This is a genomic window from Undibacterium sp. YM2 (assembly GCF_009937975.1).
Classification (GTDB): Bacteria; Pseudomonadota; Gammaproteobacteria; order Burkholderiales; family Burkholderiaceae_D; genus Undibacterium.
On sequence record NZ_AP018441.1, the window covers coordinates 4,530,339 to 4,555,710 of the forward strand.

Here is a 25,372-nt window from a genome sequence, read left to right on the forward strand (position 1 = left end):
TTCTGTACTACTCTTTCCCCACATACGCTTCCCGCGCCATAGTGACAACATCATCGACGCTGAGTTCGCTGAAGCTGCCTATGTGCAGATGTGGTATCGCGGCTCTTTCCAGTACGACGCGGCTGGCGAATTTGACGCGGGCCAGCATCAGGTGTTTTTTCTGCAGGTAAAGCGCGGCGCATAAATCGGCGAGTGCTTCTATGCTGGAGCTGTCGAGGTCGGGGGATTCTTCCAGGCTCATGACGATGACCTTTGCATCACTGGCGACGGCATATTGCCTGGCCAGCGCCATTGCGCGTTCGGCATTGCCAAAGAACAGCGCCATCTCGGGGCGCAGGATGAGTACGCCGGGGATGATTTTGGCTTCTGGGTAATTGACGAGACTGACAAAGTCATGGCCACCGTTCAGGCGGCCAAGCACGCTGACATTGGCCTCGGCCAGCCTGCGCAGGAGCATCAGCAGGCTAAAGCCTATGGCAACCAGCAAGCCGTCGAGCACACCAAGCAAGAGCACGGCGACGACGGCAGCCAGGGCAACAAACCTGTCGCGGTGCAGTTTGAAGTAGGCATAGAACACAGAAGGCCGCAAGGAATGGCTGACCGCATGGATGACGATGGCCGCCAGCACAGGCACCGGTGTCAGGGCAATGACGGGCAAGAGCGTGAGGACGATGAGCAGCAATACCACGGCTGCGGCCCAACCCGCAAGCTTGCTGCGGCCACCATAACTTTCATTGGCTGCCGTGGCAGAAAACCCTGCCCCCACAGGCAAACCATGGAACAGGCCAGAGAACAGGTTGGCAACGCCCAGGGCCAGCAAGTCACGGTTGGGGCTGACACTGTCACCGTGGCGCAGGGCAAAATTGCGGATGGAGCTGTAGGATTCGGCATACAGTATCAGCAGCATGGCGATACCGAGCTCACCTATGCGCAGCCACTGCACATAGCTCAAGGTGGGCAGGCTGGGTACCTGCACTTGCAGATCAATCGCACCCACCACCTGCACGCCAAGTTGCGCGAGGTCCAGCGCCTGCCCTGCGGCAATGCCAAGTGCCAGCACCACCAGGCCAGCCGGCATGTAGGCAATACGTGCCAGGCCATATAAAAGCAGCAGGGCCAGCATGGCAAGGCCGAGTGAAGGCCAGTTCCACTGCGCAAACTGGGCGAGCAAGTGATAAATAAAACGCGGCATGTCAGTGCTGTGTACCTGCACGCCAACGATGTGGGCAAACTGTTTGATGACGATGACAAGTGCCAGGCCAAAGGCAAAGCCGCGCAACACTGGCCGGGCAATGAAGTCAGAAATGCTGCCCAGCCTGGCCGCACTCGCCAGCATGAAAAATGCACCTGTCATGATGACCAGCCCGGTCGCCACCAGCATGCGCAAACCCGCGTCGCCATTGGCCATGGCTGCCGTGGCCGAGGCCAGCACCGCCGCCGACGATGAAGTGGCCGCCACGATGGCAAAACGGCTGCTGCCCATCAGACCATAACAGACCAGTCCGGCAAACACGGCAACGATGCCCGCCTGTGGCGGCAGGTTGGCGATGCTGGAATAGGCAACGGCTTCAGGCAGCAGCAGGCCGGCCAGCGATAAACCAGCGATGATGTCAGACCAGGCCCAGTTTTTTTTCATGTGCTTTGAGTTTGTTTGGGTGAGTACGTTTTTTTGGTGAGCGCATATTGGCTAAATAATTTATCTTTTATTTGTATCAACGCATAGCCCACGCACAGCCAATACGCAGTCAATGTGCAATCAGTATACGCCGCGTGGATATGGATGGGGAAAATGTCAGGCTGGGGCAGATGCTTAAAAAAACTCGTGCATGACGTATCTCAAAGTCGCACCGCACAGAGTGCACTGTGCAGAGCGCATGAATGGCAAACCCTGTTATCATCGCCTGGTTCAAGCCCGGCTTTTTTGCGCCTTGCCAGGGCCAGGCTCATTGGCATTATTTATATCCATAGCCTTGTCGGCTGCGAGTTCATAGGCTTTCTGATCTATGGTCTGCCTGTATGTATTCAGCAAGGCACCTCCAATCACCATCACGATCACGCCGCCAGTATGCTGGAACATCTCATAGTATTGCATCAGCAAGCCCATGGTAAAAAGTGAGCCGCCTGCACTGAGTACCATGTCCCAGGTTCTGGTCTTTGGCAGCGTAAGCAAAATCGCATAGGCCAGTATGATCAATAAAACAGGCGCAGAAACTGCAAAATTTTGCAGGCCGCGCATATTTTTGAAAAAGAAATCTGTCTGGAAAAAATATTGCCAGGCTGGTGGCAACCACATCATGATAGTCAGGGACCAGATGGCGATGAGCGTATCTTTGCTTTTGGGTATCTGCATTGCGCGATTCTTTAATTTCAATTGATGATATGCACAGTTCATCTCATTGATTGCGCCCGCTATCCTCCCGCTCTATCCCGACCAGCTTCAAAGCCAGCACGGCAAGGCCAAGCACGATGCCCACAATGATATCCGCTATCTTGCCAGAATAAGGCAGCAGGAAGATGCTGTAAAAGATGCAGGCCAGGATGATGGCAATACAAACACCCACAATCATCGTCCTGATGATAGCTGCATTGCCTTCGGGAGGTTTGCCCATGTCAATCGCGCCTTGCTAAGAGCTGAATCTAAGAGCTGGATTGTGCTGCGTGCCTGTTTTCCCATTTTACTTCGTATTGGCAAAAAGTATTTTGTACTTCGCAATTTATATTTCCTATCGGCAATAAACCTATGTAATGCAAAGGCTATAGGCGCATGGAGGTATGGGGTCCGGCTTTTACAATCGTTATCAGTCGCTGACCACAGCTTGCGTCTGCACTTGCAGGTAAAAACTGCATGAGCTGGTCATGCAAAAACTGCCACCAATTGCAACATAACGTTACAAAGCAAAATATCTACCCTGAAAATCGGCTAACTTCGGCTTTTTTATTTTCCAAAATCAACATAATTCCCATACGGAAATTATTCAAATTTGCTATTTTCTTTTAACTCCAGACAAAGTGATGACAAATTGACGACAAAATTAAGTTTGCTAATATATTCCCATATCTGATACATTGAGTTACATTAATCTGCAGTGCGAAACAAATGGTGCGATTGTGAATATTTTGAACTGGCGTGAACTGTGGACTGCAGGCAGGGTACTGGAGGCTATTGATACAAAGAAGTTGCATGAGTCAGGCAGTTTCATGGCCAGCCTGCGCTGGGCCTTGCATGTACGTCTGGCGGATGACAACACCAGCTTCAAGAGCAAGTTCCTGTTCCTGTTGCGCAGCAGCGTGCGCCCGCAGGTGAGCTTGCGCTGGTTTCATTTCCTGCACCAGACCTATTTGCGCAAGGCTGCCCCGGGTGATATCGCCTTGCTGGACGCCATACACCGCCCTTTCTTTGACCGCCAGATTTGCTGCGTGTCGCGCCTGCGCTTGTTGCGCAATCATTTCCATTTGTCCGCCCAGTTGTTTGGCAAACGCCGCGCCCAGGACATGCTGGCGGGCAGTGACTTTACCCTGGCCACACTGGTGGGCAAGGATGAGCAGCATTACCGTATCAGCCTGTTCCGCAGTTGCGCCTTTAAACGTGAAGGTGGCCTGAGCCTGGGCCTGTTCCAGGGTAGCCAGCTGCTGCAATGCATCAGCTTCTCTTTTGACCGCAAGGATCAGCAACTGATGATCAGGGTGGGCGGCCTGCAGTCATGCAAGCACAATGCACGCGAGACCATGCGCACCTGCACCAAGAGCCTGTTTGGCATACAGCCACGCCTGTTGCTGATCGAAGCCTTGCGCAGCCTGGCACGTGAGCTGCACTGCTCGGGCATAGAATGCATCGCCAAGAAAAACCATATTTACCAGTCCTGGCGCTACCGTTTCAGCAAGACCATCAAGGCAGAATACGACAGCCTGTGGCAGGCTGCCGGCGCCTGCGCGCAAGCGAATGGCAATTACCTGTTGCCGCTGGCGAGTGAAGATGTACCACTGTCAGAACGCCCATCCAACAAGCGCAGCGAATACCGCGCACGCGATGGCCTGACCACGAGCATGCGCGAGGGGATCAGGCGCAGCCTGGTGAGTGCCTGAACGTGGCTTGTACGCGGCAAGTACGTCTTGCTCTTTCAAGCGCACGCCCATAGCTCGCAGGAGCGGCTTCAGCCGCGAATGACTTTTACCGCTATCTGTTCACAGCTAAGGCCGCTCCTACGGTTGCAATTGCCGTGACGTAGGGCGCATTGCAATGCGCCGCATGTAATCTTCACGCCTCAAAGCAAATCATCTTTGCCGTGCGCAGCGTACACATGCTGCGCAATATCTTGCGCCCTGCATCACAGCCAGGTTCGGGGACGATGGTTTGCAGCAATCAGATGCGGGTACACTACCCAGCATCAGGTGCACTCCTCCACCACCATCCGAAACACGCCAACAGCACAAATTGGAGATATTGATGAGCAATGCATCAATGGCAAATTCAGGCCCCACCAGCAGCGACAGCGACACAGCCGACCTGCGTGCGCAGACGCTTTACCACGGCACCAGGGCTGACCTGCAGGTGGGTGATCTCATCGCACCGGGTTACCGTTCGAACTATGGCAAGCGCAAGAAGGCGACTTACGTATATCTGAGCGCGACCCTGGATGCTGCCACCTGGGGCGCAGAGTTGGCAGCCGGTGACGGCCCCGGCAGGATTTATATTGTGGAAGCAATGGGTGAGATCTTCGATGACCCGAATCTGACGGACAAGAAGTTCCCTGGCAATCCGACAAAATCATACCGCAGCCGCGAGCCATTGAAGGTCGTCGGCGAGGTCATGGAATGGCAAGGGCACCCGCCAGAAATACTTCAGGCGATGAAAAATCATATAGAACAATTGCGGCTGCAGGGGATAGAGGCGATTGATGATTGATCATAACACTTCGCAATAACACACCAAACTATCATAATAGTGCACTTGTGCACCGATGATAGTGATACTATACTGTGCATATGCTCACAAATACTTGCACCCTTCAAATTTTCATTGACGCTGCCTGGCGTGATGCGGCTGTACTTGAGCTGACGGGTGAGCAAGGACTGGGAAAAGCGGCTGCCACTTATCTAATTTACTGGCGCGACTACGCGCTCAAGTATTGGGAAAGAGCAGATGCATCGGCGCTCACGGTAAATATGCCTGTTGAACTGTTTGGTCGCAGCAGCGAGGCTTGGCCAGCTTTTCTCATTGATTTATTACCTCAGGAATATGGTCGTCTTGAATTATTGCGGCAACTCAAGATGGCGGACCAGTTGGCATCTGATGCGGGCGCTGCAGACTGGCCTTTGTTACTTGCTGGTGCTGGCAATACCATTGGCAACATCAGGGTAAAAGAAGCGCATGAATGGGTTATAGCCCGCAGTGGCAATAGTGAGGGCAAACAGCGCGGCTTCACTGCAGATGAAGTAGCAGCAAGGGCTGAGGATTTCAACGAATACCTGGCGCAGCATGGTTTGTTTCTGGCGGGCTCATCGGGCATACAAGGTGAATGGCCAAAGATCTTATTGACGCAGGCACACGATGGTCTGTTTTATCTGGATCACACTTTGCCCGATGAACAGGCAGCGGAACATTTTATCGTTAAATTTGGCCGTGGTACGAACCGAGACCTGGCCAACATCCTGCGTCTCGAAGCTCCGTACATGCAACTCGCAAAAAAACTGGGGTTGCACGTGCACGCCGACCTCAGCTTGCGCGGGCGTGCTCTGTTCATCCCTCGTTTTGACCGCGAAGTGAAGGACACTCAGGTGTTCCGGCACGCGCAGGAAAGCATAGCTTCCTTATGTGGCATCAGCGGCTTGGGCAATCTTCCTTCACATAATGAAATTTGCCAGCGCCTGGCAAACGTCGTGACTGACCCAACGCGCGATATCATCGAATACATCAAACGCGATATCGCCAACATTGCCCTTGGCAACAAAGACAATCATGCTCGCAACACTGCGATACAGCGCAGACAAGACGGCAGTATCGTCCTGACGCCCTTGTTTGATTTTGCACCGATGCGATTGCATCCTGATGGCATTGCCAGAAGGATACGCTGGCAAGCAGATGACGGTGGCTCTCCAGACTGGGCCAGTGTTATCCGGCAAGCCTGTGCAGCGGCGGCACTCGATCAGGCTGTAGTAACAGATGGCATACGAATGATGGCAAAGCCAATGGCTAGCCTGCTTGACGATGCAAGGGCTCTGGGCATAGAAGAAGAATTCCTGACACCGCTGGAGCAAAGCATCATGAATATCCGCAAGCAACTGGAGAAGCTGTAAATGGACAAGCGTTTCAAACCACTGTCTCCAGCAGAAGAATTACAGGCGCGGCGCACATTGGCCATGGAGCTGGCGGCAGAACCTGCCATGCCGGTTCCGGCTGTCATCAGAAAAATACGTGTGAGCCTGCGTCTGACCATTGCCGAATATGCGCAGCTTTGCGGGGTGTCGGCCCGGACTTTGCAAGACATAGAGCGTGAAGTATCCAGCCCCAGTCTGAGTACGGCAGACAAGCTGCTGCGCCCCATAGGGATGAGCGTGGGCGCGGTACAAAAACCGCTGCCGCACCAATAAACCACATTCTTGCACTGCCATGCTGTAATTATCATAAGAAAATCAGGTAAACTTAGCCAGACCAATCCCAGCCCGCTTTACGCTGCCCACAACCGGAGAACATGCTTGATGACAGCACAGCAGCATCCCATGTCTGCCGCCAGGGTATTGCTACCGGCCTGCCTGTGGTTCTTTGTGCTGGCGGTGGCGGGCATGTGGCTCACGCGGGGCGAGAACCAGGTGTCAATACTGTGGTTTGCCAATGCCCTGGCAGTGGCTTACATGCACGGCCAGAGCCGCACCCGGCAATTGCAGATACTGGCGCTGACCGTGGTAGCCAGCCTGGCCGCCAATCTGCTGACGGGCAATAAGCTGGCGGTAGCCACCCTGTTCACCCTTGCCAATGCAGTAGAGGTCGTGCTGGTCAGCTATACCATACGGCATGCGGGGCTGGCCCAGGGCTTTGAGCATTCAAGCAGCGACATGTTGAAGCTGATCTTGCTGGGCTTTTTGCTGCCCTGCGCCTGCAGTGCCACGCTGGCGGCAGCGCTGGCAGCCTGGGTGGGCCTGGGTGAATTTGAACTGATCTTCACAGGCTGGTATGTATCGGCCTCGCTGGGCCTGATCCTGATTTACCCACTGGTGCGCAGGATGCGGCTGGAAGCAGCACCCGCCTGGGCCAGCCGCATCAACTGGGAACGCTTTGCCCGTTATGCCCTGCCGATACTGGTGCTGGTGGTGGTTGCGCTGCTATACCTGCCACTGCCCTTTTTGTACATCCTGGTGGCGCTGACCTTTGCTACCCACAGGCTCAATTTTGATGAAGCACATCTGCTGACGGTGCTGGCCATCACCTGCCTGGGGCTGATGCTGAGCCTGGGACATGTGCTGCCCCTCGGTGGCGTGGCGCGCTGGCAGTTACTGTTTGTCTATCTGCCTATCCTGATTACCTCGGTGCCGCCGATGCTGATGGCAGCGGCGCGCAATGAGAACCTGATCAAGGATGCCGAGAGACAGCGGTTTTCTGAAGAGCTGCAAAAGAGCCAGCAATCGCTGCAATCCACCATCGACCACATGCCTGCGATGATAGGTTATTGGGACCAGCAATTACATAACCGTTTTGCCAATGCTGCTTATGAAAAATGGTTCAGGCTCAAGCCTGATCAGATACGCGGCATGCATATCCGCGATGTGGTGGGGCCAGAAATATATGAGCAAAACTCTGCACACATGCAAGCTGCGCTGGCTGGGGAAGCGCGTATTTTTGAGCGCTCCATCGTTGACGCCGAGGGCAAGCTGCACAATGCCCTGACCCATTACACCCCGCACATAGTCAAAGGCAAGGTGCAGGGGTTTTATGTTTTTGCATCCGACATCACACCATTAAAAGAAGCACAGCTTCAAGAAAACCGCGCCTTGGCCAAATTTGCCAGCGTCGTCGAAGCAGCCAGTGAATTTGCCATTATCACCACCGATTTGGTGGGCACGATCACTCTCTTTAGCAAGGGTGCAGAGCGTATGCTGGGCTATGGTGCAGATGAGCTGGTGAATCTGCACACCCCTGCCATACTTCATCTACAGGAAGAAGTCAGCGCCATGGGTGAGCAACTCACCGCAGAACTAGGCTACCCCGTAGAGGGTTTTGAGGTCTTTGTCGCCAAGGCCAGACGTGGCTTGCCGCAAAGCCAGCAGTGGACCTATATCAGCAAGCAGGGACAGCATATTCCGGTGAACCTGGTGATCAACAGCATCCATGACGAGCATCAGCAAACCATTGGCTTTTTGGGTATTGCAACCGACATCAGCCGCCAGAAACAACTGGAAACCTCGATGATCAGCGCGCGCGACCAGGCCGAAATGGCCAGCCGCACCAAGTCAGAATTCCTCGCCAATATGAGCCATGAAATCCGCACGCCGATGAATGCGGTGCTGGGCATGAGTTATCTGCTGGGCAAGACAGACCTGAGTTCTACCCAGCGCCATTATTTGGAGATGATACGTTCGTCCGGCCAGTCACTGCTGGGCATACTGAATGACATACTCGATATCTCGAAGATAGAAGCAGGCCGCATAGAATTGTCGCCTACCCGCTTTTATCTCAAGGATGTGCTCAGTGCACTGGCCAATATGATGTCGGTCAATGTCGGTGAAAAGCAGCTGGAATTATCGATGGGCATAGACACTGACGTGCCCAAGGAACTGATAGGCGACGCGCTGCGCCTGCAACAGGTGCTCATCAACATCATCGGCAATGCCATCAAGTTTACGGCCAATGGTGAAGTCTCATTGCTGGTGCAACAGGCTGAGCCAGTAGCAGGCAGTGAGCAGGATACAGGCAATTTGCTGATACAGTTCATCATCCGTGACACTGGCATAGGCATGTCGGCAGAGCAGATCAGCCGCCTGTTCAATGCCTTTGAGCAGGCCGATGCCTCGACCTCGCGCCGCTTTGGCGGCACCGGACTGGGTCTGGCGATCTCGAAGCGCTTTGTCGATCTGATGGGTGGCGATATCCGTGTCAACAGTCAGGAAGGTTCAGGCACAGAATTCATCGTCAGCGTACCCATGCAAACGGCCCCGGCGCTCGAAGACAATAGTGAACAGAGCGCCAGTACTGGCTCAGGCAGCAACCAGGCCAGAAAAATCCTGGTCGTTGATGACAATGCCACCAGCCGCAGCTATATCGCCAAGACCATAGAAGCCTGGGGCTGGCATGCCGACACTGCCAGTACCGGTGAGCAAGCCCTGCAAAAAGTGCGCGAACACCTGGCCGACCAACCTGCCGCAAAAGATGAATACTGCGCCATCCTGATAGACTGGCACATGCCGGGCCAGGATGGCCTGAGTACCCTGGCCGCCATCAAGGACATGCAGGCCAGCCAGCGCATCCCCCTGATTTTGATGAGCAGCGCCTATGACCGCAGCGCCCTGCAGATGGAAGGCAAGCCAGGCGCACCCGATGCCGTGCTGCTCAAACCGGTGACCGGCTCCAGCCTGTATGATGTACTGCAAGAGACCAGCCTGCACCTGCACCATGGTGCCCCGGCGCTGTCTGCTACACTGGCTGCAGCAAACCCGCATAATGAACAAACCATGAACAATAGCAGCACACCCGCCAGGACAGGCACAGGCAGCTTCAGCGGCAAACACATACTGCTGGTGGAAGACAATTACTTCAACCAGATCGTCGCCACCAAGATCATCGAACAAACCGGGGCCAGCATCAAGGTCGCCAACAATGGCAGTGAAGCAGTAGAGATTTTCAAAGCTGCGGAAGAACAGTTTGACCTCGTCCTCATGGACGTGCAAATGCCCATCATGGATGGCTGGACCGCCACCGAAATCCTGCGCAAGGAACTGGCCCTGCCCATCCCCATCTTGGCCATGACCGCCGGTGTCATGACGGCAGAGCGCGAACATTGCCTGGCCGCAGGCATGAATGATGTCATCTCCAAACCCATAGACATAGACCAGATGCTGGGCATGCTGGCGCGCTACCTGTCGCCAGAACAGCCAGCACAGGCTGGCGGTGCAAGGGCTGCACTGCCCCCGGTCAAGCCTGCCAGTACGGCAGAGACCAGCTCAGTGCCCGCGACAAGAACAGCGCCAAGCCCAGTGCCTGTGCCAGACCCCATGCCCGGCCAGGTGGCAACACCAGTTGCCAGCGGCGTCTTTGATCCCGCCAAGATCATGGCACTGGCCAAGGGCAACCCTGCCCTCGTCAAAACCCTGGCAGGCGTGATACAGAACATGATCAACCACTCCAGGCAGGATTTTGACCAGGCCGTCAGCCACTGGCAGCAAGGCGACGCGCAACAGGCCGCCCGTACCCTGCATACCATGCGCGGCAGCATAGGTACGCTCGGTGCCAGGGACTTTGCCGCCGCTGCACTGACACTGGAAAACGCCATTACCCAACAAAACCAGCAAAACCAACAAGACCAGCAACGCGTCCCCGACCTGATCAGCCATGCCGACCAGCAACTCAGCCTGACGATTTCCAGCGTGCAGTCATGGCTCAATGAGCAAATGACCGGCAAAACCGAAGCTGACGATGTTGCCAGCCCGATCAAGCCTGGCGAACTGCAGGAATTAAAAAACCTGCTCCAGACCCAGAACATGCGTGCCAGCACCCGTTACCAGGAACTGCAAGCCAGCCTGCAGCAACACCTGTCCGGCGAGCGCCGCCAGGCCATGCAGGCCGCCATGCTGGACCTGGACTTTGCCACCGCCCTCAGGTTGCTCGACGAGATAAGGGTGTAAATTTTGCAATACGGCAAAATCCGTTTGCGTTCGCCTGTACAAATGTTATGCTGACAAAAATCTACCCTAGTGATCAGCAGTGACAATTACCAGCAATATGCAGAGCCATGCCCAACACAAAATCCCTGGACAACCTGACAGAAAAACTTGAGTTCGCAGCATACCGGCCGCGCATACTCATCGTCGATGACCAGGTCATCAATATCCAGGCATTGCACCAGATTTTTGCCAGCGACCATGAAGTCTTCATGGCCACCAGCGGCCAGAGTGCCCTCGATTTTTGCAGGAAAACCCCACCCGACCTGATCCTGCTCGACATCATGATGCCAGACATGGATGGTCTCGAAGTCTGCGCCCAGCTCAAGCATGAAGAACTCACCGCCGACATCCCGGTATTGTTTGTCACCGCCCAGAATGATGCCAGCGAAGAATCACGTGCCCTCATGGCTGGTGGCATGGATTTCATCAGCAAACCCGTTAACCCCGATGTCGTGCGCGCCCGCGTGCACACCCATGTCACCCTCAAGCTGCAACGCGACCTGCTCAAAAAACTGGTGTTCACCGACCCGCTGACAGGTCTTGCCAACCGTCGCAACTTTGACCAGGCAATCGCCAGGGAATGGCGGCATTGCCAGCGCAACGGCAAATCCCTGGCCGTGCTGATGATAGACATAGACTGCTTCAAGCAATACAACGACACCTATGGTCACCAGCAGGGTGATACCTGCCTGGCAGCCGTGGCAGCCTGCCTGCAGGCAGGATTCCGACGCCCGCATGATATCGTCGCCCGTTACGGCGGCGAAGAATTCATCTGTCTCATGCCTGAATGCGAACTGCAGAGCGCCATCAGCAAGGCCGCATCCGTGCTGCGCGCCATCACCGACCAGGCCATCCCGCACAGTTCAACCAAGGTCGCAGACAGCGACACCATCACCCTCAGCATAGGCGTGGCCGCCATCGTGCCCGGCGACCAGCACAGCATTGATGCGCTTATCGCCAAGGCCGACCAGAAACTGTATGAAGCCAAACAGGCGGGACGTAACCGGGTGGGGGCTTAGGCTCACCATAGCAAATTCAAAGTCATCAACACGGCCCAGGCCAACCGATCTCAAAGACGCCTGCACTTCTGGCGAATATCGTCGCACCTACCCTCACTTTTATCTCATGCAATTCCTTTACCGCCTGCTCATCGCCACCGCAAGCCTGCTCCTGCTGCCTGGTTGCGACAAGAAAATCGACACCAGTGTTGAAACACCTGATATCAGTTCTATCGTAGGTATCAAGACGATGCCGGATATCAAACCGACCGTTGATGTGAGCCTGCCCGATGCCGATGCCAATCTGCCAGAATTATTTTCAAGGCTGGACAGGCAGTTCTCCAAAAACAATATCCAGCCATCAGCACCCATTTCTGATCAGGAGATCACAGCCCTGGAGCTGCAACTGCCCTGCAAGCTGCCACCGATCTTGAGAGCGATGTACCGCTGGCACAATGGCATCCCGGATTTCACACCTCCGTATGAATTTCAAGCTTTGAGCAAGGTCGTAGAAGAATACAAATTCTTCAAACGCTTTAACAAAGAGTACGGCGTGAAAGAGGGTGAAGGCTGGCCCGCTCACTTTTTGCCGATCTTGCAGTTTAACGGCAAAATGTATGTAGCCCTGGATTGCAAGGATCAGGGCCCCACGCCTCTGTTTTCTTATTTCATTGAAGACGGCACGCCGCAAGCCAAGTACCGTGGTCCTGCTCATCTGCTGCAAGTAACGCTGAGTTCTTATGAGTCAGGCGCATACAAACGTGAGTTTGAAAATATGGAAGTTGATACCCTTGCAGAAGCCAGGGCATTTCGCCAGCATGCCTTTGCAAGTGAACTGCAAACCATGGAAGACAACTGGGCGAAGACGAAAAAATTTCTGATGACGGCCAAAGGAGAGAATTTCAGAGCGATGGTCGGCTCCATGGACCCTGACGAACGCGCCATCCCTTTACTCATAGACAAGTTGCATGATGCAGACCCAGAAGAAATCGTTTATATCTGCCTTGCATTTGGCAATTTTAAGTCAGAAGCAACAAGACCCGCATTAAATGACTTACTTAAACACAAATCATCCCGAGCACGAGATTTTGCAGCCAGCGCCTTATCAAAACTGAGAGGTCCACAAAGCCAGGCTGAAACAGACACCCTGCTGAGCTTGCTGGAAGACAGTGACAAGTTGGTACAGCTCAGCGCTATCGAGGCATTGAAACATGCTAAATCCTATCGCGCCATCGATACACTGATTGATAAACTGCACCGCAGCAAGCCAGGAATGCAGGTCTATATCATTAGCACATTAGCCGACATAGGCGACAGACGCGCCTTGCCTGCATTAAAAGAACTGCAGGCCAGTTTCCCTTCGCAACTCGATAGCAAACGATACGCCCGCGCCCGTGGCGATGACCCCTCACCTGCGGATTTCAAATCAAGCGTCGATGAGGCGATCAAGCGATTCGGGCAACAGTGATTTTATAGGCGAAGTCCTTGCCAGCCATGGTTCATTTGACAAAGCATGATGAACTCAAGTACGCAAACCAGGTGATCCCTTAGCCCATGCAAGCCAGGCACCGGCTCCCACATCCGGCGCATTGCAATGCGCCTCACGTTACGGCTGCATCACGGCGATGTTTGCCGCCAGGATATGCGCAAATCCTGACCTGCGGGGTGCGCCATGCGCACCGATATCACGACGAAAAAAACGCGCCATATCTCACCATGGCGCGTTTTTTATTACTACTGAACTACTCTTAATTTACTACCTATTTTACTGCTCAAGCTACTACCTGATCTACTACCAAATTTACAGCTCGCGCCGCAAACTTATTTCACTGCTGGAGTTGCTGTCTTGCCTGTACCTGCGGTTGCCACTTTGCCTGCATCAGTTTTCACTTCAGCCTTGATTTCTGTTTTTGCTTCAGCTTTTACGTCTGGTTTGACTTCTGTTTTCACTTCAGTCTTTGCCTTCGCATGTTTTTCATGCTTGACGTGCTTTTCATGTTTCTCTGCAGTTTTTTCTACTGCTGCAGTTTTAGTCTCAACCGCTGGTGTTACCGCCGCAGTGGTAGTTGTCGCTGCGCTGGTTACTGCCTTGCCAGTTGGAGCAGGTGTCGTTGCGGCTGTCGTAGCCACTGCTGTTGTTACTGCTACAGGTGCTGCAGTTGTTTTTGCTGGCGTAGTTGCTGCAGTAGTTGCCGGTGTCTGAGCAAATGCGCCACCCATCAAAACAGTAGAAGCGATCAGGGCGGTAATGAGTTTGTTCATGGTGATAATCCTTAATATGTCTGTAAGCGGTTTTTTTTACTTGATTCACCGGCAGCCCGTGCTGCCGGTAAGTGTTCAACAATTACTGATTAAAACTTATTTCGATGCTGCGCTGGCTGCCGCAGATGCGCCTGCTGCTTTTGCTTCTTTCTTGGTGTGCTTGGTATGTTTCGCAGCCTTTTCACCTGTGTGCATTGCTGGTTTGGCTTCAGGAGCAGATGCTGCTGGTGCTGCTGCAGAAGCACTGGCTGAGGCAGAAGCGGCCACTACTTTAGCTGCTGGTGCAGATTTCGCTACGCTCGCTGCTGCAGCGGCTGTCGCTGGTTTGGAAGCAGCAGTAGCAGATGCGGATGCTGGTGTCTGTGCAAAGGCGCTACCCATAACAACTGTGGAAGCGATGATGGCGGTGATCAGTTTGTTCATGATATTTCCCTCTTTATGTTTGGGTTGCTTGCTAAGTTTGTGTTTCGTTTTGCGTCTCGTAGTGTCGCTACGTAAGCCAAAAACGCCGCCCGGATAACTTGCGTTGACGCAAAAAACCACAGATCATGGGGCTTAGTGTTGTTGTTCTAAACGGCAGGTAGCTTGTCAACCGATCACCAGGTTCATGCGTTACGCGCGTAGGAACAATAAAAAACGACGCCATGCAAACTGCATGGCGTCGTTTTTTGTAGGGTGCGTCTTGACGCACCATCTCTTCAATGATCAGGAAAACGTAGAAAGACGGTGCGTCAAGACGCATCCTACTGGTTTGCTATCAACTGCAGGAGCGGCTTAACCTGATATGTGTGTTTGACGTCCAGTAGGGTGCGCCGTGCGCACCGGGTTTTGAATTGGATTATCGCAAAATATTGAGCAGAGAACGGTGCGCACGGCGCACCCTACGGATGGTAATTTTCGCTCGTCTCACAAAAAATTCTTGACCTTACGCACCCCGCGTCTGCCCCAGCGGCGGGCTGTTCTTTGCGACTGGCTGACGCGGTCAAGCTGCACGCAGCGCAGGTGTGAGCTGATGCTCTGGTCTATGTTCCACAAGGCCTGGGTAATGAGCAAATCCATTTCCGTCGTGAATTTACCTGCTACGGGTGCCGTAGTGCTGGCACGCGATGTATCTGCCATGCTGATGCGCCAGGCGTCTTCCAGCGTGATGCCGCCTGCAGGTTTGGCGAGATTCCAGTGCAGGCTGTTTTCGGCAGCAGAGATCAAGCCTTCGTCCTGCAGGCGCAGGCAGATTTTGCGGATGGCGTATTTGCTCATGCCGCAGTGTTTTGCCAGTTGATCCAGCCTGACCTCAGCCGGAGCCGCGGCGACAAAATGTTCGAGCACCCTGGCCAGTTTGCGGAACATGCCGTATTGGGATGCGGGTAAAAATTGTGCTGTGCTCAAACTCATGGCTGGGTCTTTCTTTAATACTCTCTTTGATACTTTCCATGCATGGCGCATACAGACAGCGCAGGCGCCATGCGTACTCACAAAACGATTAATGTGTTACCGCGATCAGTTCGCGCTTACCACCCTTGTAAGTGTACAAAGTCAGGGTGCCGTCACGGATATCACCACGCGCATCAAATGCGATTTCACCTGTCACGCCCTTGTGGTTGATTTTGGCCAGTTCTGGCAGGTATTTGGCGGGTTCGGCTGAATTGGCTTTTTGCATGGCGGCCACCATGGTCATCACGCCATCGTAGGCATAAGGCGCATTCAACACAACTTCGTGACCATATTTTTTGCTGAAATTGGCCTTGAACTTGACCAGGTCGGCCTTCTTGCCTTCTTCTACCCCGCCCGCCTCAGCGCAGATCACATTGCCTTCACCGATGGCATCGCCGGCCAGTTGTGCCAGGTCTGTCGAGCAGATGCCGTCACCCCCCATGAACTTGACTTTCAGGCCCAGTTGCTTGATTTGCTTGAGCATGGGGCCACCTACCGCATCCATGCCGCCAAAGAAAATCAAATCAGGATTGGTGGATTTGATGGTGGTCAGGATGGCGCTGAAATTGGTTGCCTTGTCGGTCGTATATTGACGCGAGACGATCTTGGCAGAAGCGAGTTTACCCGTTGCGCCTTTGACGAATTCGTCTGCCACACCTTGCCCATACGCGGTGCGGTCATCAATCACGGCGATATTTTTTGCCTTCAGCATTTGCACTGCATAGCGACCCAGCGTGCCACCGAGCTGGCCGTCATTGGCAACCACTCGGAAAGCCGTCTTGTAGCCCTGCATCGTGTATTGGGGGTTGGTTGCCGAGGGTGAAATTTCCGGGATACCGGCATCGCTGTAGATTTTTGAAGAGGGGATGGTGGTGCCAGAATTCATGTGGCCGATAACACCATTGACCTTGGCATCCACGAGCTTTTGCGCCACGGTAGTGGCCTGCTTTGGCTCTCCCGCATCGTCTTCTGACAGCAATTCAAACCTGGCTTTCTTGCCGCCTATGGTGACGCCTTTGGCATTGAGTTCGTCCACCGCCATGCGTGCACCCTCTTCAGTATCTTTACCCATGTGTGCAGATGGCCCGGACAAGGGGCTGACATGGCCTATCCTTACCAGCAGGTCCTGGGCATTGGCATTACCTGCCAGCAGGATGCCTGCAGAAGATGCGGCGGCGATGAGTTTGATGGTCGTGGACATAGGTATTCCTCTCTGTATGGGTTTTAGGTATTGGTTTTCGGTTTCGCCTTTCGGTGATGAATGATTGTCTGGCGCATCTCAATGCACAAGGCAATAATTCTAAGGGTATGAATTAGCGAGGCTAATGCGTAAAGACAGGCCACGCCCTGTGCAGGAACGGTGACCAAGAGGGAAAAGATGGATTAGCAGGGGTAATATGATTGCGCTTGATCTGCTGTTGCAGCAAGCCAGAAAATCAGACCATTCGCGCAATACCTGACAAAATGGCATTGCGCTGTGTTTCGAATTCGCGACACTCTTCGGTCAGCCAGTCTTTGAAGATGTTGACTGACTTTTTATTACCCACATGCTCATTGATGACTAAAAAATAAGCCGCACTGGCTTTGACGCAGATAGGCACAGTAGGTATCAACTGCCCCTGAGCAAGTTCGTCGAGTATCAATGAAGTACGTGCCATTGCCATGCCCTGCCCATAAGTGGCGGCATTGATGGCCAGGTGCGAGAGATTGTATTGATGGCCGTGGCGCACAAAGTCCTGCACCTCGTTGTCATTGCTCTGTGTGGCAATGCGCATCCACTCGCCCCACTCGGCATAGGGCGGCGCGTTCTCCCAGGGGGAATCATCATGCAGCAAAATGTGTTCAGTAAAATCCGATGCCTTTGCCAGCGCCGGGTAACGCGCGAGGTAATCATTGTTCGCCACCGGCAGCAGGTATTCAGACATCAGCCTGCTGGCATGGTGGTTACTCTGGTCTGGCCCCTGCCCGTACAGCACCAGGATGTCGATAGATTCTGCACTCATCTTCAGCGCACTCATGCCAAACAGCTCGCCACGCAAGTGGATTTCTATCTCCGGGTAGAGCCGTCCAAAGCCGCTAAGCCTGGGCATGAGCCACATCATCGAGAATGAGGGCGATGAGCGTATCGCCACGCTCTTGTTGTTCAGGCTGGGTTGTATCGCCTGCAATTGCAATTCCAGTTCTTGCAGCAGGCGGTTGACCACCCTGTGCAACTCGCTACCCTCACGCGTCAGCCGCAGGCTGCGCGTCATGCGCACGAACAGGCGCGCCCCTATCTGCTCTTCCAGCCCCTTGATCTGCTGGCTGACCGCCCCTTGCGTGACATGCAACTCCGCCGCCGCACGGGTAAAACTCAGGTTGCGCGCCGCTGCATCAAAGTATTTGAGTGCGTGTAGAACCAGGGGTGTAACTAGCTTTTGAGTGCGCATGGCATAGTCTGAAAGTGATGTCTTGCCTGATTATAAGTTTGAAAGCGGGGTGGAGGATATAGGCTCAGGTTTTATTGCAATAAACGAATCAGGCTACCATAGAATCTATTCACGAATCTATTCACTTACCTATTCACCCTGTCACATCTTCACTATGAAGACTGGCTGATTTTATCTATTCATCCCGAAGGCATATCCGGCTCAAAACAGCCTCCCTGTTACAATGTGGCAAATATACAAGATATGCCAGCCACCGCAAAATCACCATGAGCTACACCCTGTATTTTGACTTGACCCAAAAAGTATGGACAAATTTCCTGACGCCTGTCCCGCTCATTCCCCTGAGTATCGGTGTAGTTGGCATCGCCCTGAATGTCTCGCGCAAGCGGCACGGCCTGCCTGCGTATAGCTGGAGTTCAAGCCCGGATAAACCTGCCCCTTTTTTACCCTATCTCTTTCTCGGTATTGGCCTGCTCACAAGCTGGATGGCATTTCGCGACGGCTATCTTGCCTACACAGACCTGCGCGCTGAATATGATGCAGGAAAATGCGAAATCATCGAAGGCAAGATTGAGAACCTGGTTTTGCATAAAAAGAAGGGGGACCCGCCAAGTTCATTTGATGTCTGGCCCAAACACTACCCCTATCGAAGGTGGCTTAATACCGCCGCCTTTCATGTTAGCGGAAGTGACAATGACCCCATCAAGGAAGGCCTGCAAGTCAGGATCACTGATTGCAGCGGTGCCATCGTCAAACTGGAAATCGAGAAAGATGTGCCAGCCGCTCAGGCAATCGTGGATACTCCAAACGACCCGGTAGCCAAACCAAGCGTCAGCGACAATAAAGCCCAATAGCCCTGCTAATAGACCTGATTAGAAATTTTAGTTTGTTGAGCAAGGCTGCAAGCCCCCACAATCGCCAGCATCTTGAACACGATGGGGAAATTTCATGCAGGCCCACTCTACCCGCAAACTGACAGCCATGTTGTTGATGGCCGCTATCAGCATCAGCAACTCAGCAATGGCGGGCGAGACACTGGAGCGTATCAGCCGCAGTGGCAGGATAGTGCTGGCAACCAGGGATGCATCGATTCCTTTCTCATACAAAGATAATCATGGCAAACCCCTTGGTTATACCGTGGATATCTGCCTCAAGCTGGTCGACGCCATCAGGCTGCAACTGAAGCGGCCTGATCTGCGTATAGACTATATGCAGGTGACGCCGTCCAGCCGTTTCAAAGCCATCATTGAGGGACAGGCGGATCTGGAATGCGGGCCTACCACCAACACCGCAGAGCGCCGTGCGCTGGTGGGTTTTACGATTGCAAATTTTATTGCCAGTGCCAAGATGCTCGTGAAAAAAGATTCTGGCATACGCAACTGGGCAGACTTGCGCAACAAGACCATCGTCACCACAGCGGCCACTACCAATGCCAAATCGATTGCTGAACGCAATGACGTTGGCGCCTTGCGCATCACCCTGCTGGAGGCGAAAGATGACCTGGAATCTTTTCACCAGGTAGAAACCGGCAAGGCCGATGCCTTTGCGATGGATGATGTGCTGCTGTATGGCCTCAAGGCCATGTCCGCTCACCCGGCAGACTATCAGGTCGTCGCCAGCCCGCTGACGGTGGAGCCATATGCCATCATGTTTTCCAAAAATGATATCGAACTCAAGAAGCTCATGGATGCAGAAATGGCCAGGATCATTTATAACGGCGATGTCGAAAAGTTGTATAAAAAATGGTTCAACAATCCCATCCCGCCATCTGGTGTGAATCTGGATATGCCGATGAATGCCTTGTTGCGAAATTCGTTTCAGTTTCCGTCTGATAAGGTGGCGGATTGAGCTTGCTCTACCTCAATCTGCCTTCAACTCCAACCGCACAATCTCAGCAAAATACTGCGCCCCTGTCGTCAAAATTTCATCATTAAAATCATAGCCCGCATTGTGCAAGGGAATACCGCCCTGGTCGAGCGCAACACCATTGCCAATGAAGCTGAAGTTACCCGGCACGACTTGCAGGAAAGCGCCAAAGTCCTCAGAGATCATCATGGGCTGGACGTTGGCATCGACCTTGTCTTTGCCCGCGATGTTGGCTGCGGCCCTGGTGGCGACATCGACAAACTCAGTTGAATTAACAGTTGGGGCAAATTCATGGGTATATTCAAACACGCATTCTGCACCGTGCATGTGGCAAATTCCCTCACTGATGTCGCGCATGCGCTGCTCCAGCATCGCTTGCACCTCGCGTGAATAACTGCGGGTATCGCCCTTGATGGTGACGTTCGATGGAATCACGTTCCTGATGCCGTCAGTGATGAATTCAGTACAGGAGATCACTGCCTGCAAACCCGGATCAAGATTGCGGGAGACGATGGTTTGCAAGGCCAGCACGATTTGCGACGCGATGACGATGGGTCTATGCCCATATGCGGCCTGGCTGCATGGGTGCCACGTGCCTTGATGTGGATGACAAAATTATCTTCCGACGCCATAATGCCGCCCGCGCGGGTGGCAAAAGAGCCCGCAGGCATGCCCGGCATATTGTGCACACCAAAAATCGCATCGACAGGGAAGCGCTCAAACAGGCCATCCTGCATCATCGCCTTGGCGCCGCGTCCGTGTTCTTCTGCCGGTTGAAAAATAAAACGCACCGTGCCATTGAAGTCTGGCCTGGCTGTCAATAACCTCGCTGCGCCCAGCACCATGGCCATGTGACCATCGTGGCCGCAGGCGTGCATTTTGCCGTGCGTGCATGAGGCATGTGGCCTGCCGGGCGCGTTCTCGGTGATGTGCAGGGCATCCATGTCGGCGCGCAAGCCTATCGCCCGCTTGCCACTGCCTGCGCCATTACCTACGCCATTGCCTGCACTCAGGCTGGCGACCAGCCCGGTGCCACCTATGCCGCGATACACTTCCAGCCCCTTGTCCTGCAAGGCTCTGGCGACATAATCAGCGGTTGCCACTTCTTCAAAACCTGTCTCTGGATGCTGGTGCAAATGCTTGCGCCAGGCCAGCAATTCTGTCTGCAATGCCGATTTCAATTCTGATGGCAATGATTCATTCATGATGCCTGTCCTTCCAGGAATTTTGTTGGGCAAGTACCGCATGTGCCGATATGCCAAGCAGTTCGTGATATACCGTGGCCGCAGTTGCGCCTTCAGTATTGATGACCAATACTTTGGAGCTGGCATCCAGGCCCACTTGCTTCATGCAGACCTTGTTGCTGCACATACTCAGCAGGCCAGCCAGACCCGCCACGCCAGATTCACCGGCGACTATGGGGATATCTGCCTCACTACCCGCTGCCAGCACACGCATGGCCTGGATGGCGAGCTCATCTTCTATCGTCAAAAAATAATCGACCGCAGGCTGCAAGAAGCGCCATGCCAGAGGTGAAGTCTCGCCGCAAGCCAGGCCCGCCATGACAGAGTCGATAGAACCCAGCGCCCTGCTCGCCCGGCCATGCAGCGCACTTTGATAAAGGCAATCTGCCTGCGCAGGTTCTACCACGATAAAGCGCGGGCGGTTGATGCCATACAATTCCCAGAAATAACTGACGATCCCCGCAGCCAGGCCGCCGACGCCGCCCTGTAAAAAGATGTGGGTGTATGCGCTTTTTCCATCAGGCCCGGCACCTTGCTCCACCAGCTCGGCAGCAATGGTGCCATAGCCTTGCATGACATCACGCGGGATATCTTGATAGCCTTCATACGAGGTATCTGAGATCACCTGCCAGTCATTGGTGCGTGCCAGCTCGGCGGCTACTGTTACCGATTCATCATAATTACCGGTAATGCGTACTATGCGGGCACCGTAGGCCGCAATCGCGGCTTCGCGCTCGGCACTGACATGCGCATGCAAGACTATCACGCACTGGCAGCCTGCAGAACGGGCAGCCGCTGCCAGGCTGCGCCCGTGGTTGCCATCTGTAGCGCTGATGACGGTATAGTCTTGCAGCAGATGTGCATAACGGCCTGCCAGCACCTGCTCAGGCACAATATCCTGCGCAGGATAAAGCCGCAAAACCTGCCTGACCAGCGCAACAGGCGCACCCAATGCCTTGAAACTACCCAGTGGCGAACGGACTGATTCATCCTTGACATGAATGGCCCCCACCTGCAATTTGCCTGCCAGATCAGGCAGGGCATGCAGCGGCGTTGCAGCACGGGCCAGCTCTCTCCACGGTGCCAGCCAGCGCTGGCTTTGCTTTGCACTCTCTATATTCATGATGGCAGCAAGATCGGCAGGATAGGGCCGGCGTACAGCGTGTGGATTAGATAACAGCATGCTTGTTCCTGACATTGGGGTAAGATCGAATGAAATAATATTCCGCAACCAGTGGTAAGATTTACGAAAATGACGCAGATATACGCAAATTCTTTGCATAAAATGAGATTACAGAACCATAGATGACTACCCTGGACAATTTTGACCGCCGCCTGCTGGCAGAAATCCAGCAAGACAGCAGCCTGCCACAAAGCACTTTGGGAGAAAGGGTTAATCTCTCCACCGCCGCCGTCAACCGCCGCCTGAAGCGCCTCAGTGACGACAAGGTCATAGAACGCTACAGCGCACAACTGCGCCCGGATGCACTAGGCTACCCGCTGACCATCGTCGTCGAAGTGGAGGTGGAAAACGAACGCATGGATTTGCTCGACGCCATGAAAACCGCCTTTCTCGCCTGCCCCCAGGTGCAGCAATGCTATTACGTCGCTGGCGAATGTGATTTTGTCCTGATCTTCATCGTGCGCGACATGGCGCAATACACCGAGCTGACGCGCCAGCTTTTCTTTGAAAGCAATAATGTCAAACGGTTCAAGACTCTTGTGGCGATGAGCAGGGTGAAGACGGGGCTGGATGTGCCTGTGGATGATATTGACGCTAATAGTTCTTCGAAATAATTTTCGAGTATAAAATGCCATGAAAATTCCCTCCCCTTCAAGGGAGAGGGTTAGGGTGGGGATGGGTTTCGGTTGATTGTCGGAAAATGATATTGCGTCAGAAACCCATCCCCATCCCAACCATTCCACCGCGCCGCTTGCAAGCGGCTTAGAAATTTGCTGCGCAAAGCATGCTTTGCAAAACCCAGCAAATCTCCCTTGAAGGGGAAGGAGTCCAAAAAAATCCGCCGCGCAGCTTGCAAGTTAATTGGAAAACGAAAAAACTTAAACATCTGGTAACGCAGCTCTTCGCTCAAAAAAATCAAACAACCCCATGCATTAGAAAAACTAATGCCAGAACATAGAATTCATGGTTTGCGTTAAGTATTTTGAACAGGGATGATAGCAACATCAAACCCATCAAAAACAATCAAAACAAAACCCATGACCAGCTCTCCACCGCCCCGCATAGGCATCACCCCTGACCGCAGCGCTGCCGCAAGCGATATCGAAGCCCTGTTCTTTGTGCGCCGCAATTATTGCGCAGCAATCAGTGACAATGGCGGCGTACCGCTGGTGCTGCCTTATGACATGGATGCGGTAGAGACTTACCTCGACCAGATCGATGGCCTGCTCATCACTGGCGGCATGTTCGATGTCAATCCTGCCCTGTACGGCATGCCCGCCCGCTACCCTGAAAAAATGGCCCTCAAGGAAGACCGCACCGCCTTTGAACAAGCCATGCTGCGCGCTGCCATTGCGCGTGACATGCCGGTGCTGGGCATTTGCGGCGGCATGCAACTGATAGCAGTTGAACTGGGCGCAAAGCTGCTGCAGCACATCCCTTCTGATATCTCCACCAGCATAGAGCATAAGCAGGCGGAAGATTGCGATCTGGCCAGCCATGCCATCCACATCCGCCAGGGCAGCAAGTTGCGGACGATTCTGGGTGTCGAAACCTGCGAAGTCAACAGCCTGCATCACCAGTCCGTCGCGTCCTCTACCGACAAGGTCAAGGTAGCAGCAGTGGCAGATGATGGCGTGGTGGAAGCCATAGAAGTGCCGTCGCTGTCATTTTGCATGGGGGTGCAATGGCACCCTGAATACCGGGTCAATGCCAGCGAAAAAAACCTGTTCACTGCCCTGGTTGCAGCGGCGCGGGAAAGTGCTGCACGACACCTGACTGCTATCAGCGTCTAATTTATTTTCACTCAATAAGTTTATTATGAAAGTTTGTATCATCGGCGCAGGTGTCATCGGCCTCACCACTGCGTATGCACTGGCAAGGCGCGGTCATGATGTCAGCATTGTCGAGGCGCATGATGGTGCCGGTGAAGGTGCCAGCTATGGCAACGGGGCGCAGCTCAGTTACTCTTATGTTGCGCCACTGGCGGATGCCTCGGTCTGGGCCAGCATGCCCTCTTACCTGCTGAACCCTGATTCGCCTTTAAGCTGGCGTCCCTCCCTCGAGCTGGCGCAATGGAAATGGCTGTGCGGTTTTTTGCTGGCCTGTAACCAGCGCAAATCCAGGCAGACCACGGCAGAGCTGTTGCGCCTGGCCTTCTATAGCCGCGATTGCCTGGCGACTTTGCAAGCACAGTTATCACTGGATTTTGATCTGCGCCAGGCAGGCAAGCTGGTCATGTATTCATCTGATGCGGCGCTCAAGGCTGCGGCTGCGCAAGTCGCCTATCAGGCGCAACTGGGTTGTGAGCAGCAAGTTTTATCGACCCAGGCTTGTCTGGACATAGAACCTGCGCTGGCACATGCAGCCGCCCGTTGGGTAGGCGGCGTCTACACACCGTCAGAAGATGTCGGTGACTGCGCCCGCTTTTGCAGGCAATTGTCGCAGGAATTGATACACAATTATCCGAATGTGAAGTTCTTGTACGGCACGCAGGTCAACGGCCTGCTCGTGCAGGCGAGCAAACTGCAGGCCCTGCAAACCAGCCAGGGCGATATCCGCGCAGATACCTTTGTGCTGGCAAATGGATCGCATGCCGCCGCCCTGGCTGCCAAGGTGGGCATGCGCTTGCCTGTCTATCCGCTCAAGGGCTACAGCATCACGCTGGATGCGCCAGCGGCGGATGCCACCCTGCCCAGCGTCAGTATTACCGACAGTGCGAGAAAAATCGTCTATGCCCGTATAGGTGAGCGACTGCGTGTGGCAGGCCGGGTAGAAATTGTCGGCCACGACATGCAGATCAATGCGGCCCGCGCGCAAAGCCTGCTAAAAGAAACACAGGAACTCTTCCCTACGCTCAAGGCAGATACAAACGCCATACACCCCTGGGTAGGCATGCGCCCCGCAACGCCCACTGGCATCCCCATCATAGGCGCATCACCGGTCTGCAATCTCTATCTCAATACAGGCCATGGCGCACTTGGCTGGACACTGGCTTGCGGCAGTGCCGAACTGCTGTCCCAGCAAATCGATGGCGAACAGAGTGCGATTGACGCCAGCCCTTATCAATATTAAGCACTATTAAGGAAACCA

The 25,372-nt window shown here is 54.0% G+C and carries 21 protein-coding genes and 1 pseudogene; 12 read left to right on the forward strand and 10 right to left on the reverse strand.

Translation table 11 applies throughout. The annotated features are described in order from the left end of the window. Positions 1-7: 7 nt before the first annotated feature. The 3 genes from UNDYM_RS20580 to UNDYM_RS20590 form a co-directional block, all read right to left on the reverse strand. A complete protein-coding gene (locus UNDYM_RS20580; protein ID WP_162042730.1) occupies positions 8-1,636 on the reverse strand; it encodes a SulP family inorganic anion transporter in 1,629 nt (542 codons plus the stop codon). 270 nt (positions 1,637-1,906) lie between these two features. Then, positions 1,907-2,350 carry a hypothetical protein gene (locus UNDYM_RS20585; protein ID WP_162042731.1) on the reverse strand — a complete coding sequence of 148 codons (444 nt, stop codon included), beginning with the start codon at positions 2,348-2,350 and terminating at the stop codon, positions 1,907-1,909. A gap of 43 nt (positions 2,351-2,393) precedes the next feature. Next, entirely contained in the window at positions 2,394-2,609 is a 216-nt protein-coding gene (locus tag UNDYM_RS20590; RefSeq protein ID WP_162042732.1) for a hypothetical protein, read from the reverse strand. 499 nt (positions 2,610-3,108) lie between these two features. Here UNDYM_RS20590 and UNDYM_RS20595 point away from each other — a divergent pair, with 499 nt between their 5' ends. The 7 genes from UNDYM_RS20595 (at position 3,109) to UNDYM_RS20625 (ending at position 13,335) form a co-directional block, all read left to right on the forward strand. Next, positions 3,109-4,083: a DUF535 family protein gene (locus tag UNDYM_RS20595; protein ID WP_162042733.1), complete on the forward strand. Its 975-nt coding sequence runs from the start codon at positions 3,109-3,111 to the stop codon at positions 4,081-4,083. Between the two features lie 376 nt (positions 4,084-4,459). Continuing rightward, positions 4,460-4,903, forward strand: coding sequence for an NAD(+)--rifampin ADP-ribosyltransferase (gene arr, locus UNDYM_RS20600; protein ID WP_197741940.1), 444 nt, complete (start codon positions 4,460-4,462; stop codon positions 4,901-4,903). A gap of 80 nt (positions 4,904-4,983) precedes the next feature. After that, a complete protein-coding gene (locus UNDYM_RS20605; protein WP_162042735.1) occupies positions 4,984-6,294 on the forward strand; it encodes a type II toxin-antitoxin system HipA family toxin in 1,311 nt (436 codons plus the stop codon). After that, on the forward strand, positions 6,295-6,588 hold the full coding sequence (locus UNDYM_RS20610; RefSeq protein WP_162042736.1) for a helix-turn-helix transcriptional regulator: 294 nt from the start codon (positions 6,295-6,297) through the stop codon (positions 6,586-6,588). 108 nt (positions 6,589-6,696) lie between these two features. After that, positions 6,697-10,830, forward strand: coding sequence for a response regulator (locus tag UNDYM_RS20615; RefSeq protein WP_232064215.1), 4,134 nt, complete (start codon positions 6,697-6,699; stop codon positions 10,828-10,830). 107 nt (positions 10,831-10,937) lie between these two features. Continuing rightward, positions 10,938-11,888, forward strand: coding sequence for a diguanylate cyclase (locus tag UNDYM_RS20620; protein ID WP_162042738.1), 951 nt, complete (start codon positions 10,938-10,940; stop codon positions 11,886-11,888). Positions 11,889-11,994: 106 nt separating this feature from the next. Continuing rightward, complete coding sequence (locus UNDYM_RS20625; protein WP_162042739.1) at positions 11,995-13,335, forward strand: HEAT repeat domain-containing protein; 1,341 nt, start codon at positions 11,995-11,997, stop codon at positions 13,333-13,335. A gap of 353 nt (positions 13,336-13,688) precedes the next feature. Here UNDYM_RS20625 and UNDYM_RS20630 read toward each other — a convergent pair whose 3' ends face one another. The 5 genes from UNDYM_RS20630 to UNDYM_RS20650 form a co-directional block, all read right to left on the reverse strand. After that, a complete protein-coding gene (locus tag UNDYM_RS20630) occupies positions 13,689-14,129 on the reverse strand; it encodes a hypothetical protein (RefSeq protein ID WP_162042740.1) in 441 nt (146 codons plus the stop codon). A gap of 96 nt (positions 14,130-14,225) precedes the next feature. Continuing rightward, positions 14,226-14,552 (reverse strand): cell envelope biogenesis protein TolA, encoded by a 327-nt coding sequence (locus UNDYM_RS20635; RefSeq protein ID WP_162042741.1) that lies wholly within the window; start codon positions 14,550-14,552, stop codon positions 14,226-14,228. A gap of 483 nt (positions 14,553-15,035) precedes the next feature. Continuing rightward, complete coding sequence (locus UNDYM_RS20640) at positions 15,036-15,521, reverse strand: MarR family transcriptional regulator (protein WP_162042742.1); 486 nt, start codon at positions 15,519-15,521, stop codon at positions 15,036-15,038. Positions 15,522-15,609: 88 nt separating this feature from the next. After that, positions 15,610-16,761: a branched-chain amino acid ABC transporter substrate-binding protein gene (locus UNDYM_RS20645; protein WP_162042743.1), complete on the reverse strand. Its 1,152-nt coding sequence runs from the start codon at positions 16,759-16,761 to the stop codon at positions 15,610-15,612. 235 nt (positions 16,762-16,996) lie between these two features. Further along, entirely contained in the window at positions 16,997-17,989 is a 993-nt protein-coding gene (locus UNDYM_RS20650; RefSeq protein ID WP_162042744.1) for a LysR family transcriptional regulator, read from the reverse strand. Between the two features lie 266 nt (positions 17,990-18,255). Here UNDYM_RS20650 and UNDYM_RS20655 point away from each other — a divergent pair, with 266 nt between their 5' ends. Both UNDYM_RS20655 and UNDYM_RS20660 read left to right on the forward strand, forming a co-directional pair. Next, entirely contained in the window at positions 18,256-18,843 is a 588-nt protein-coding gene (locus UNDYM_RS20655) for a hypothetical protein (RefSeq protein ID WP_162042745.1), read from the forward strand. A gap of 94 nt (positions 18,844-18,937) precedes the next feature. Next, positions 18,938-19,837: an amino acid ABC transporter substrate-binding protein gene (locus tag UNDYM_RS20660; protein WP_162042746.1), complete on the forward strand. Its 900-nt coding sequence runs from the start codon at positions 18,938-18,940 to the stop codon at positions 19,835-19,837. A gap of 12 nt (positions 19,838-19,849) precedes the next feature. On the opposite strand, the pseudogene UNDYM_RS20665 reads toward UNDYM_RS20660, so the two are convergent. Next, positions 19,850-21,036: pseudogene (locus UNDYM_RS20665) on the reverse strand (M20 aminoacylase family protein). Positions 21,037-21,052: 16 nt separating this feature from the next. After that, on the reverse strand, positions 21,053-22,282 hold the full coding sequence (locus tag UNDYM_RS20670; RefSeq protein ID WP_162042747.1) for a diaminopropionate ammonia-lyase: 1,230 nt from the start codon (positions 22,280-22,282) through the stop codon (positions 21,053-21,055). A 122-nt stretch (positions 22,283-22,404) separates the two neighbouring features. On the opposite strand from UNDYM_RS20670, the gene UNDYM_RS20675 reads away from it, so the two are divergent. The 3 genes from UNDYM_RS20675 (at position 22,405) to UNDYM_RS20685 (ending at position 25,354) form a co-directional block, all read left to right on the forward strand. Next, entirely contained in the window at positions 22,405-22,896 is a 492-nt protein-coding gene (locus UNDYM_RS20675; protein WP_162042748.1) for an Lrp/AsnC family transcriptional regulator, read from the forward strand. Between the two features lie 423 nt (positions 22,897-23,319). Next, positions 23,320-24,075, forward strand: a complete 756-nt coding sequence (locus tag UNDYM_RS20680; protein WP_162042749.1) for a gamma-glutamyl-gamma-aminobutyrate hydrolase family protein — start codon at positions 23,320-23,322, stop codon at positions 24,073-24,075. A gap of 25 nt (positions 24,076-24,100) precedes the next feature. Then, the gene (locus tag UNDYM_RS20685) at positions 24,101-25,354 is read left to right on the forward strand and encodes a D-amino acid dehydrogenase (protein ID WP_162042750.1); all 1,254 of its coding nucleotides are present in this window, start codon (positions 24,101-24,103) and stop codon (positions 25,352-25,354) included. The last annotated feature ends 18 nt before the right edge of the window (positions 25,355-25,372 follow it).